This is a genomic window from Hydrogenophaga sp. (genome assembly GCF_026125825.1).
Lineage (GTDB): Bacteria > Pseudomonadota > Gammaproteobacteria > Burkholderiales > Burkholderiaceae_C > Hydrogenophaga.
Window position 1 is genome coordinate 1 of record NZ_JAHCKK010000112.1, and the last position, 11,276, is coordinate 11,276.

Here is an 11,276-nt window from a genome sequence, read left to right on the forward strand (position 1 = left end):
AAAGCCCGCAGCGCCGGCCAGGCCCGCGGCGAAGAAGAAGGCCGCCAAGGCGCCCGAGGCGGCCCCCGTCTCTGCCAGGAAGGTGACGCGCAAGACCGCCGCCAAGGCCGCACCGCCCGCACCCGCCAAGAAGAGCACGGCCGCTAGCAAGGCCGCCGCCCCCAAGCGCGGTGCCACCGCCGTCAAGAAGGCGCCGTTGCCCAAGGTGGTGGTCGGTAAGCCCGTGGCCAAGAAGACGACGGCCAAGCCTGCCGCCAAGCCCGTGGCCAGGAAGGCACCTGCCGCCAAGAAGAAGGCATGAGGCTGCTGATCGTCGCGGTCGGGCAGCGGGTGCCTGACTGGGCGCAGACCGCCTACGACGATTACGCGAAACGCTTTCCACCTGAGTTGAGGGTGGAACTGAAATCCGTCAAGACCGAGCCACGCGCCTCCAAGAGCCTGGAGACGCTGCTGGCAGCCGAGCGCGAGCGCATCGAAGCGGCCATCCCCCGTGGCAGCCGCGTGGTCGTGCTGGATGAGCGTGGGACGGCGCTCACCACCAAGGCGCTGGCGCAGCAACTGCAGCAGTGGCAGCTCGAGGGCGACGACGTCGCCCTGGTGATCGGTGGTCCAGACGGCCTGGAGCCGGCCTTCCGCGCCGCAGCCCACCAGCGCATCCGCCTGTCCGACCTGACCTTGCCGCACGCCATGGTCCGGGTGTTGCTGATCGAGCAGCTGTACCGGGCCTGGTCGGTCAACGCCAACCATCCCTACCACCGCGAATGACCGACATCATCTACCTGGCCTCCCAGAGCCCGCGCCGCCGCCAATTGCTGGAGCAATGGGGCGTGCGCTGCGAACTGCTGTTGCCCGACGCCGAAGAAGACGTTGAGTCGCTGGAGGCGGTGACGCCGGGCGAGAGCCCGACCGCCTATGTCCAGCGGGTCACCGCGCTCAAACTGGCGGCCTCGCTGGCGCGCCTCAGACGCCGCCACTTGCCGTTCGCGCCGGTGCTGTGCGCTGACACCACCGTGGCGCTGGGCCGCCGCATCCTCGGCAAGCCGGCCGATGAAGCCGACGCGGCCCGCCTGTTGGCCGATCTGGCGGGCCGAGAGCACAGGGTGTTGACGGCGGTCGCCGTGGGCAAACCTGGCACAAGGGGCGATCGCACCTGGGCGGCGTTGTCCACGTCGCGCGTCACCTTCGAACCGTTGAGCGCCGCGCAGATCCGCCGATATGTGGCCACGGGCGAGCCCATGGGCAAGGCCGGGGCCTACGGCATACAAGGTCGTGCGGGTTTATGGATCAGCCACATCAGCGGCAGTTATTCGGGCATCATGGGCCTGCCTGCGCACGAGACATCGCAGGTGCTGCACGCCGCGGGCGTGCGGTTGATCTGAAAGACGATACGCCACGGAGAAGGGCTTCATGAGCCAGGACATTCTGATCAATTGGTCTCCCCAGGAGACGCGCGTGGCGGTGGTGGAGCAGGGGGCCGTGCAGGAGGTGCACCTGGAACGCACGCTTGAACGCGGCCTCGTGGGCAATATCTACCTGGGCAAGGTGTCGCGTGTGCTCCCAGGCATGCAGTCAGCCTTCATCGATATCGGTCTGGACCGCGCGGCCTTTTTGCATGTGGCCGACCTGATGCCCAACATCGCGGCCAAGCATGCCGCGCCGCGCGAACGTCCCCCCACGCCGCCGGTCAGTGAAGTCGATGCGGTGGCTGCGGTTTCACCGGTCAATGCCGGCGCCAAGCTGCTGGCGCCGAATCCCGTGTTGCCCATCGAGCGCCAGATCTTCGAAGGCCAGGCCCTGATGGTGCAGGTGCTCAAAGATCCGATCGGCACCAAGGGCGCTCGCCTCACGGCCCAGATCAGCATTGCAGGCCGCCTGCTGGTGTTCCTGCCGCAGGACAATCACATTGGTGTGTCGCAGAAGATCCCGCCAGCCCAGCGCGAGGCCTTGCGCCAGCGGCTCGTGCGGCTGACCGCCACCGCCGACGGCAGCCCTGCCGGCGGCTTCATCCTGCGCACCAATGCCGAAGACGCCACCGACGAAGAACTGGTGGACGACACCGCCTATCTTCGCAAGACCTGGCTGCGCATCAAGGATGCCGCCACGCGCCAGCCGCCAGCCACATTGCTGCACGAGGATCTCAACTTGATGCAGCGCGTGCTGCGCGACCTGGTCGGGGCCGACACACAGTCGATCCGCATCGATTCTCGCGAGCAACACGGCCTGCTGGTGCGCTTCGCGGCCGAGTTCATGCCCGACACCGTGACCAAGCTGCAGCACTACAGCGGCGAGCGCCCCATCTTCGACCTGTTCAGCATCGACGAGGACATTGCCCGCGCGCTCAGCCGCCGGGTGGACCTGAAATCGGGTGGCTATCTGGTGATCGACCAGACCGAAGCCCTGACCACGGTGGACGTGAACACCGGCGGTTTCGTGGGGGCCCGCAACTTCGACGACACGGTCTTCCGCACCAATCTGGAGGCGGCCCAGGCCATTGCGCGCCAACTGCGCCTGCGCAACCTGGGTGGCATCGTCATTGTGGATTTCATCGACATGGTGCGCGACGATCACAGGGAAGCGGTGCTCACCGAGTTCCGCAAGCAGCTCGCGCGCGATCGGGTCAAAACCATGACCGGTGGCTTCTCCCAGCTCGGCCTGGTGGAAATGACGCGCAAGCGCACCCGGGAATCCCTGGCCCACATGCTGAGCGAATCCTGCGAGGCCTGCGGTGGTCGCGGCGCGGTGAAGACGGCGCGCAGCGTCTGCTACGACATCCTGCGCGAGATCCTGCGCGAGGCGCGTGCCTTCAACCCTCGCGAGTTCCGGGTGGTGGGCTCACCCAAGGTGATCGAGCTGTTCCTGGACGAGGAGCGAGCGCATCTGGCGGGCCTGTCCGACTTCATCGGCAAGCCCATTTCCCTGCAGAGCGAGAGCTCGATGACGCAGGAGCAGTACGACATCGTCCTGTTGTAGCGAGCTGCCGCAACGCCTTCAGCGCCTTGCCTGGGCGCTCCATCCGTGGCCGGGGAATGCCGGCGGCACGGGCTTTCTGACGGTGCTCTCGCCTCGTACCTACGCCTCGGGCCGAAAGCTCTGTGCGTGCAGGCGCGCATACAGGCCGTCGGCTTGCAGCAGTTCGCGGTGCGATCCCTGTTCCCGGATGCGCCCGTCGGCCAGCACGATGACGCGGTCTGCGTGCTCGATGGTGGAGAGCCGGTGTGCGATCACCAGGGTGGTGCGGCCCTTCATGAGCCGGGCCAAGGCGTCCTGCACCAGCCGTTCCGACTCGTTGTCCAGCGCCGAGGTGGCTTCGTCCAGGATCAGCACGGGCGCGTCCTTGTAGATGGCCCGGGCGATCGCCAGACGCTGTCGCTGGCCGCCCGAAAGCTCGGCGGCGTTGTGGCCGACGGTGCTGTGAATGCCCTGGGGCAGCCGCTGGATAAGCTCGCCGAGGTTGGCCGACACGAGCGCCGCGCGCACGCGCATCTCGTCGATCTGATCGTCGGCCGCCCCCAGCGCCACGTTGGCCGCGAGCGTGTCGTTGAGCATCACGACGTCCTGGCTCACCATGGCGTATTGGCGGCGCAGGCTGCGCAGATCCCAATCGGTGAGCCGCACACCGTCAAGCAGCACCTCGCCACGCTCGATCTCGACAAAGCGAGGCAACAGGTTCACCAGCGTGGTCTTGCCAGACCCTGAGGGGCCGACGAAAGCCACGACCTCGCCAGGCCTGATCTCCAGCGACACCCCGCGAAGGGCGACCAGGCTGTCGTCGTCCTCGCGGACGGGGCCGCCGTCTTTCGAGGGGTAGCGAACCCAGACATCGCGCAGCGAGAGCGAGCCGGACACCCGGTCCGCGATGTGCGTGCCGCCGGTCTGTTCGGCCGTGTGCTCAATGAGCTCCAGCCCCCGCTCAAGCGCGGCCAGCCCGCGCGTGATCGGCGCGGCAATTTCGGCCAGGTGGCGGATGGGGGTGATCAGCATCAGCATGGCGGTGACGAAAGCCACGAAGTTGCCCACGGTCACGCCGCTGGTGCTGCTCTGCCAGAGCGCCACAGCGATCACGGCCGAGAGCGCGGCGGAGGCGAGCAGCTGGGTCAGCGGGGTCATGGCGGCCGAGGAGATGGTGGACTTGAGCGCAAGCCGCCGCAGGGCGGTGCTCAGCCGGTCGAACCGCTGGCTCTGGCGGACCTGGGCACCGTGCAGGCGCACCATGCGGTGGGCAAGAACGTTCTCTTCCACCACATACGCAAGCTCGTCGGTGGCTTGCTGGCTGTCGCGGGTGAGCTTGTAAAAACGTCGCGAGAGCACCCGCATGATCAGGATGAGACCAGGGAACACCATCAGCACGATGAGCGTGAGCTTCCAGTTGAGGTAGAGCAGGTAGCCCATGAGAGCCACCACGGCCAGGCTGTCCTTGGTGAGTGTGAGGAAGGCCGCCACCAGCATCTGCGAGCCAGTTTGCACCTCGTAGACCAGCGTGTTGGACAGCTTGCTGGCGTTCTGCCGGGCAAACAGGGTCATCTGGGCATCGTTGAGCTTGACGAACATGGCCCGGCGCAGGTTCAGCAGGCCCAGGCTGGCGGTGTACGACAGGGCGTATTGCGCCGTGAAGCCGGCCACGCCCCGGATGCCGAACAGTCCCATCAGCGCCACGGGCACCATCCACAACTCGACATTGCCCTGGGCAAAGCCGCGATCCAGCAAGGTCTTGAGCAGGGCGGGGATCAGGGGCTCGGTCAGCGCCCCAATCAAGGTCGCCCCGGCCGCGAGGACAATACCGGTCTTGGCCGAGCGGAAGTAAGGCCACAGGCGCAACAAGCGCTGCGCGAGGGTGCCGTCCATGGGCTTTTGCGGTGGGGCAGTATCGGTCAAGGGCTGGTCGCTTCAGGGGAAATCTTGCAGATCGGAGGAACAATGTGGCCCTGCGGGAATCAAGCAGCGGATGCATGCCCGGCGGAGCAGGGCGTGCACACATCTTGTCACGGAAGGCCAGGTGCCCTCCGTTATTATCAGTTGGTTGGCTGCGACGCATTCTCAGCGCCGCAACCCATGGCACAGGCGACATACACAGGATGCTGGATTTGACTCGACACGACATGCAGGCCCCCCTTCCCAGACGATCCGTCCTCGGGCTCGTTTCATCCTTGCCTCTGCTGGCTTGGCCGCTGTCGCCAGCCCATGCCCAGTTTCGGGTGGAGGTGGCGGGTGTCGGCCTGACCCAGTTCCCGTTTTCCGTGGTCGGTTTCCGCGGCAACGATTCGGCCAGCGAGAACATCGCCGCGATCGTGCGCGCCGACCTGGAGCGCAGCGGTCAGTTCCGTTTTGTCGACCCGGTGTCCGGCGGTCTGGACGAAACCTCGCGTCCCGACCTGGGACCATGGCGCGAACGTGGCTCGGATTCGCTGCTGACCGGCAGTGTCACCCGCCTGGCCGACGGCCGCTTCGACGTGCGTTTCCGCCTCTGGGACGTGGTGCGCGGCCAGGACCTTGGCGGCCTGAGCTACCCCGTAGGCGCGCAAGATCTGCGTCTGGCCGCCCATCGCATCGCCGACCACGTGTTCGAGAAGATCACTGGCGTCAAGGGCGTGTTCTCCACCCGCATCGCCTACGTCACCAAGGCGGGCCAGCGCTACAACCTGTGGGTGGCCGACGCCGACGGTGAAAACGCGCGCGCCGCGCTGACCAGCCCCGAGCCCATCATCTCTCCGAGTTGGGCGCCCGGCGGGGGGCAGTTGGCCTATGTGTCGTTCGAGGCCCGCAAGCCGGTGATCTACGCGCACGATGTCGCCACCGGCAAGCGCCGCCTGCTGGCCAACTTCAAGGGCTCCAACAGCGCGCCCTCCTGGTCCCCGGATGGCCGCTCCGTGGTGGCCACGCTGTCGATCTCGGGCAACGCCCAGATCTACACCATGGATGCCAATGGCGGCGAACCCCGCCGCCTGAGCCAGTCGGCCAGTATCGATACCGAGCCCGTGTTCAGTCCCGACGGCAAGAGCATCTATTTCGTGAGCGACCGGGGCGGCTCGCCGCAGGTCTACAAGATGGGGGCGCAGGGCGGCAATGCGCAGCGCCTCACGTTTACCGGCAACTACAACATCTCGCCCGCGCCGAGCCCGGATGGCCGCTGGCTCGCCTTCATTTCCCGCGTCAACGGCGCCTTCCGCCTCCATGTGATGGACCTTGGCAGCGGCACGGTCACGGCCCTGAGCGAGTCCAGCGGTGACGAAAGCCCCAGCTTCGCGGCCAACAGCCGCATGATCATCTATGCCACCCGCGACAAGGGCCAGGAAGCGCTCATGACGACCACCGTCGACGGCCGCATCAAGACGCGGCTGGCTGGCGCCCAGGGCGACATCCGAGAGCCCGAATGGGGCCCCTTCCTCAAATGAGCGGCAGCGCACAGCGCAGTTGCGCCGCGTCGGCTAACGTTCATCAAGCTTCTTTCTCTCATTCTTCAAAGGACTTTTCCATGTTCAACAACAAGCCTTCCGCAAACACGATTCCACGCAACTCGGGCCGCTGGCTGCGCCTGGTCGCCGGCATCAGCCTGGTGGCCGCTCTGGCCGCTTGCAGCTCTGGCGTGAAGCTCGACAACGTGCCTGTGGAAGACCGCACGGGTTCTGCCGCCGGTGCGGGCGGTGCGGGCGGCCAGTCAGGTGCAGTGGATCCACGCGGCGTCTCGGGTGTTTCAGTCAACGGTGCGGACTCGGCCCAGCCGAATGCCCTGAGCCGGGTGATCTACTTTGACTACGACAGCTTTGAAGTGAAGGCCGAGGCGGCCGCCACGCTGGAAGCCAACGCGCGCTACCTCAACGCCAATCGCACCCGCCGCGTGAACCTCGAAGGCCACACCGACGAGCGCGGCGGCCGTGAATACAACCTGGCCCTGGGTCAGAAGCGCGCCGAAGCCGTGCGCCGTGCCCTGTCGCTGCTGGGGGTGCCCGAGACCCAGATGGAAGCTGTGAGCTTCGGCGAGGAGAAGCCCGCCCAGACCGGTTTCGACGAAGCTGCCTTCAGCAAGAACCGCCGTGTTGAACTGACCTACCGTTGAGCCCCATGCTGACCCGCTTGCGTTTTGCGCCCAGCCTGCTGGGCTCGGGCGTCATGGCGGTGGCCGTGTTGTGGCCGCTGCAGGCGCACGCCCTGTTTGGCGACGATGAGGCTCGCCGGGCCATCATCGAACTGCGTCAGAAGGTGGACGCCAACCAGCAGGCTGACGAAGTTGCCAAGACCGAAGCCCGCGAAAGCAATGCAGCCACCCGCCGCAGTCTGCTTGAACTCTCCAACCAGATCGAGCAGTTGCGCGCCGAACTCGCCCGCATGCGCGGGCAGAACGAGCAACTGGCGCGCGAAGTGTCGGAGCTGCAGCGCCAGCAGAAAGACGTTCAGGCTGGTGTGGATGAGCGCCTGCGCAAGGTGGAGCCGCTGCGCATCGATCACGATGGGCAGAGCTTCACAGTCGCGCCGAACGAAAAGCGCGACTTCGATGCGGCCATGGATCTGCTGCGGAAATCCGAATTCGGCCCGGCGGCAAGTGCCTACAACGCCTTCCTGGTGCGCTACCCGGCCAGCGGGTACCGGCCCTCGGTGCTGTACTGGCTGGGCAACGCGCAGTACGCGAACCGCGCCTACAAGGAAGCGGTGGACACCCACCGCCGTCTGGTGAGCGAGTTCCCAACCCACATGCGCACGCCCGAGGCCATGCTGGCCATGGCCAACAGCCAGATCGAGCTCAAGGACACCAAGGGCTCGCGCAAGACGCTCGAAGATCTGGTCAAGGCGCATCCCAACTCGGAAGCGGCTGCCGCAGGCCGCGAACGGCTCGCGCGCCTGCGCTGAGGAGCCGGAGGCACGGCACCCCGCGGTGCCGTGTCCTTCATCGGGTGAGGTCGTTGGCCGCCTCCTACAATGGCGGCCATGGAAATAGCCGACTTTCTCAAACTGCAGACCCAGGTGCTCTGGGCTGCGTTCGCCGTGGCCGTGGCCTTCGGCTTCATTGCCCAGCGCACCCATTTCTGCACCATGGGCGCCATCAGCGACATTGTGAACATGGGCGACTGGACCCGCATGCGCATGTGGGGCATGGCCGTCGGCGTGGCCATGTTGGGGTTCTACGGCATGGCCTGGATGGGCTGGATCGATGCGGGCAAGTCCATCTACACCTCGAACCGCATCATCTGGCTTTCGGCCCTGGTGGGTGGTGCGCTGTTCGGCTTTGGCATGGTGCTGGCATCGGGCTGCGGCAGCAAGACGCTGGTGCGCATTGGTGCAGGCAGCCTGAAATCCCTGGTCGTCTTCTTCGTGATGGGTTTCGCTGCCTTCGCCACATTGCGCGGTGTGCTGGCCGTGTTGCGTGTCAATACCGTGGACAAAGTGGCATTTGACATTTCCGCTGGCGGAGCCATCCCCATGTGGGTGTCCAGCGGCCTGGGCATGGAGCCTGCGCTCGCGGGCCTGTTGCTGGCGTTGCTCGTGGGTGGGGCGCTGGTTGCCTGGGCACTGCTCGGCAGCGAGTTCCGCAGCTTCAACAATGTGCTCGGGGGGCTGGGCATTGGTCTTGTGATCGTGGCCATGTGGTGGGTCAGCGGCCACCTGGGCTTCGTGCCCGAACACCCGGAAACCCTCGATGCGGTCTATGTGGCTTCCAATTCGGGGCGCATGGAATCGCTCACCTTCACCGCTCCGATGGCCTACACGCTGGATTGGCTCATCTTCTTCAGCGACAAGTCCAAGCTTCTGACCTTCGGTGTGGTCACGGTCGCGGGTGTGGTCGTGGGCTCGTTCGCCTGCGCCCTGATGGAAGGCAGCTTCCGCTGGGAAGGTTTCCGCGGAACGCAGGACACCGCCTTGCACATCGCAGGCGCGACTTGCATGGGCGTGGGCGGTGTGACTGCTCTCGGCTGTACGGTGGGGCAGGGCTTGTCTGGCCTGTCCACCTTGAGCTTCCTCAGCATGATCGCCGTCACGGGCATCGTGTTGGGCGCCATGGGCGGTTTCCGCTTCCAGATGTGGTTGCTGGATCGCGAGTGAACCTTCTGACGCCCGAGGTGTTCGAGCGCCGCTTTGGCGGGCTTCGGCGTCTGTACGGCGTCGAGGGGGCGCAGCGCATCTTCGATGCCCATGTGGCGGTGGTCGGGATCGGTGGGGTGGGCTCCTGGGCGGTTGAGGCGCTGGCGCGCAGCGGCGTGCGCCGGATCACGCTGATCGACCTGGATCATGTGTCCGAATCCAACTTCAACCGCCAGATTCATGCGCTGGAGCCCACGCTCGGGCAAGCCAAGGCCGAAGCCATGCGCGAACGGATCGCGCTTTTTCATCCGGATTGCGTCGTCGACGTGATTGACGACTTCGTGACCCCGGACAACTGGCCTGGGCTGCTCGACGGCTTGCCTGGCGGGGCTGTGCAACCCTCGGCGCTGATTGACGCCTGCGACCAGGTCCGCGCCAAGACCACGCTGGCGGATTGGTCGATGTCTCGCGGGGTCCCCTTTGTGACCGTGGGCGCTGCGGGAGGCAAACGAATGGCCCAGGCCGTGGAGGTGGCCGATCTGGCCGACACCACGCACGACCCTCTGCTCGCGCAGCTGCGCTACCGGCTGCGCAAGCACCACGCAGGCGCCCGCGTCGGGCGCATGGGCGTGGCATGTGTGTTCAGCCGCGAGGCCGTGGCGCCGCCCGACGCCTCCTGTGGGTTGGGCGACAACGATGGCTCGCTCAACTGCCATGGCTATGGCTCGGCCGTGAGCGTTACCGCGACGTTTGGCCTGTGTGCCGCCGGTTGGGTGATGAACGCATTGGCTGCAGACTCAAAAAAAACGCAGCATCTTCAAAGACCCGTAACAACCACGCTATAATTTGAGGCTTGGCGCAGCAGTCGACAAGACTCGGATCCAGTGCAGGGCGCTGGCATTCACGCTGAATCCCTTCGGGGGCGTTAGCTCAGTTGGTAGAGCAGCGGACTCTTAATCCGTAGGTCGTAGGTTCGAACCCTACACGCCCCACCATTGATTCTAATGGGATTTTTCGCCTTTTTTTTTCCGACTGAAGATCCCGGTTGTGCTAAAGCTGTGCTCCGGAAGCTGGCGGTGTTGTCGGCGTACTTCGCCAAGTAGTCAGGAGCCAGATGCGCGGTCAGACGATTCCTTCCCTCCGCAGCCGTCTCATCGCGCCGCGCGCGGGGTCGATCGCATCCACCAGGTTTTTTTCCAGCGGCAACGGCTCGCCGTCGAGCAGGCTCGCGATCAGTTCCCCGCCGAGGGCGGCCCAGTTCAGTCCGCGCGAAGCGTAGCCGAACGTGCCGTAGAGCCCGGGCAGCCGCGGCATGTCTTTCAGGCGGGCGCCGCGCAGTTCTTTTTGACGCGAACGCAGCACATCCATGTCGGGCATCGCGCCGATCAGCGGCATGCGGTCCACGGCCACGGCGCGAAAGCCCACGCTGCCATCGAGCATGCCGGGGTCGGCGGGAATGGAGATCCCGGGCATCAGTTTTTCCAGCGCGGCCAGATTGTGCCGGTGTCCGGCAGGGGTCGGCCCGGTTTCGTCGCTGTCGATGTCGTAGGTGCTGCCGGCGACCGATATGCCGGCAACCGGCGGCAGCACATGACCCTTTCCGGCGACCACGCAGCGCAGTCCGGAGAGCGTGACGGGCGGCAGGCCGGTCAGTTGCCCCCGCACGCGCTGCAGATGATGTCCGATCGGGATCAGCCGTGTCGCGTCGGTGCTGTTGGCGAGGACGGCCACCGGCGCCTCGGCGATCACGGCACCGTCGGCGGCGAGGGCCTGCCAGCGCTGGCCGCGGCGCAGCAACCGGTCGACCTGCCGGTCGAAACGGGTTTCGGCACGGGATTGCGCCAGTTGCGCGCGGATCAGCGATGCGGGCTGCATCCAGCCGCCCTGCGGAAACCAGTAGCCGCCCTGCGCCAGCGGGTAGCCGCAATGTAGTTCCAGGGCCTCCCGGTCGAGGTACTCCGCGTAAGCGGCCGGATACTGCAGTTGCTCCAGCGCGAGGCGCATTTTCTGCGCCATCGGCCCGTGTTCCGCGGGCCGCGCAACGCCGCACGGTTGCCATGACAAGGCATGTCCCGCCTGTTCCAGCGCCCGCCATGCGGACAGGCTGTACAGGAATCCGTTGCGGCTGAGGCGGGACAGCAGGCAGTCGTCGCCGGAGACATGGGGATGCAGGACCGCAGCGTGCAGCCCGGATGCGCCGGCGGCGGGGCCCGGCGCCTGATCGTTCAGCGTGATGCGCCAGCCGCGCGCGGCGAGCCGTTCGCAGA

The 11,276-nt window shown here is 66.2% G+C and carries 10 protein-coding genes, 1 tRNA gene and 1 pseudogene; 10 read left to right on the forward strand and 2 right to left on the reverse strand.

Annotation, left to right across the window (positions count from 1 at the left end):
- The 4 genes and pseudogenes from KIT86_RS22140 to KIT86_RS22155 all read left to right on the forward strand — a co-directional run.
- Positions 1-301: pseudogene (locus tag KIT86_RS22140) on the forward strand (histone); the annotation flags it as partial.
- A complete protein-coding gene (gene rlmH, locus KIT86_RS22145) occupies positions 298-765 on the forward strand; it encodes a 23S rRNA (pseudouridine(1915)-N(3))-methyltransferase RlmH (RefSeq protein WP_297402426.1) in 468 nt (155 codons plus the stop codon). The pseudogene KIT86_RS22140 and the gene rlmH, both read left to right, overlap by 4 nt.
- Complete coding sequence (locus tag KIT86_RS22150; RefSeq protein WP_297402428.1) at positions 762-1,379, forward strand: nucleoside triphosphate pyrophosphatase; 618 nt, start codon at positions 762-764, stop codon at positions 1,377-1,379. Before rlmH ends, KIT86_RS22150 begins: the two co-directional genes overlap by 4 nt.
- Positions 1,380-1,407: 28 nt before the next feature.
- Positions 1,408-2,970, forward strand: a complete 1,563-nt coding sequence (locus KIT86_RS22155; RefSeq protein ID WP_297402430.1) for an Rne/Rng family ribonuclease — start codon at positions 1,408-1,410, stop codon at positions 2,968-2,970.
- 99 nt (positions 2,971-3,069) lie between these two features.
- Here the strand turns inward: KIT86_RS22155 and msbA are convergent, their stop codons facing one another.
- Entirely contained in the window at positions 3,070-4,842 is a 1,773-nt protein-coding gene (msbA, locus tag KIT86_RS22160) for a lipid A export permease/ATP-binding protein MsbA (protein WP_297402432.1), read from the reverse strand.
- A 254-nt stretch (positions 4,843-5,096) separates the two neighbouring features.
- Between msbA and tolB the strand changes: the two genes are divergently transcribed.
- From tolB to KIT86_RS22190, 6 genes are all read left to right on the forward strand, one after another.
- Entirely contained in the window at positions 5,097-6,389 is a 1,293-nt protein-coding gene (tolB, locus tag KIT86_RS22165; protein ID WP_297402434.1) for a Tol-Pal system beta propeller repeat protein TolB, read from the forward strand.
- Positions 6,390-6,469: 80 nt separating this feature from the next.
- Complete coding sequence (pal, locus tag KIT86_RS22170) at positions 6,470-7,051, forward strand: peptidoglycan-associated lipoprotein Pal (RefSeq protein WP_297402436.1); 582 nt, start codon at positions 6,470-6,472, stop codon at positions 7,049-7,051.
- Positions 7,052-7,056: 5 nt separating this feature from the next.
- Positions 7,057-7,839: a tol-pal system protein YbgF gene (gene ybgF, locus KIT86_RS22175; RefSeq protein ID WP_297402438.1), complete on the forward strand. Its 783-nt coding sequence runs from the start codon at positions 7,057-7,059 to the stop codon at positions 7,837-7,839.
- Positions 7,840-7,917: 78 nt separating this feature from the next.
- Entirely contained in the window at positions 7,918-9,030 is a 1,113-nt protein-coding gene (locus KIT86_RS22180) for a YeeE/YedE family protein (protein ID WP_297402440.1), read from the forward strand.
- Positions 9,009-9,854: a tRNA threonylcarbamoyladenosine dehydratase gene (locus KIT86_RS22185; RefSeq protein ID WP_297402442.1), complete on the forward strand. Its 846-nt coding sequence runs from the start codon at positions 9,009-9,011 to the stop codon at positions 9,852-9,854. Before KIT86_RS22180 ends, KIT86_RS22185 begins: the two co-directional genes overlap by 22 nt.
- A gap of 74 nt (positions 9,855-9,928) precedes the next feature.
- Positions 9,929-10,004 (forward strand) — tRNA-Lys (locus tag KIT86_RS22190).
- Positions 10,005-10,131: 127 nt separating this feature from the next.
- On the opposite strand, the gene mnmC is transcribed toward KIT86_RS22190, so the two are convergent.
- The coding region (mnmC, locus tag KIT86_RS22195; protein ID WP_297402444.1) for an FAD-dependent 5-carboxymethylaminomethyl-2-thiouridine(34) oxidoreductase MnmC at positions 10,132-11,276 on the reverse strand (1,145 nt) is incomplete at its 5' end.

What these genes read in the sequence shown, in the direction of transcription:
- rlmH (WP_297402426.1), top strand. Translation starts at nt 298, where the DNA reads ATGAGGCTGCTGATCGTCGCGGTCGGGCAGCGGGTGCCTGACTGGGCG.
- KIT86_RS22150 (WP_297402428.1), top strand. Translation starts at nt 762, where the DNA reads ATGACCGACATCATCTACCTGGCCTCCCAGAGCCCGCGCCGCCGCCAA.
- KIT86_RS22155 (WP_297402430.1), top strand. Translation starts at nt 1,408, where the DNA reads ATGAGCCAGGACATTCTGATCAATTGGTCTCCCCAGGAGACGCGCGTG.
- msbA (WP_297402432.1), bottom strand. Translation starts at nt 4,842, where the DNA reads ATGGACGGCACCCTCGCGCAGCGCTTGTTGCGCCTGTGGCCTTACTTC.
- tolB (WP_297402434.1), top strand. Translation starts at nt 5,097, where the DNA reads ATGCAGGCCCCCCTTCCCAGACGATCCGTCCTCGGGCTCGTTTCATCC.
- pal (WP_297402436.1), top strand. Translation starts at nt 6,470, where the DNA reads ATGTTCAACAACAAGCCTTCCGCAAACACGATTCCACGCAACTCGGGC.
- ybgF (WP_297402438.1), top strand. Translation starts at nt 7,057, where the DNA reads ATGCTGACCCGCTTGCGTTTTGCGCCCAGCCTGCTGGGCTCGGGCGTC.
- KIT86_RS22180 (WP_297402440.1), top strand. Translation starts at nt 7,918, where the DNA reads ATGGAAATAGCCGACTTTCTCAAACTGCAGACCCAGGTGCTCTGGGCT.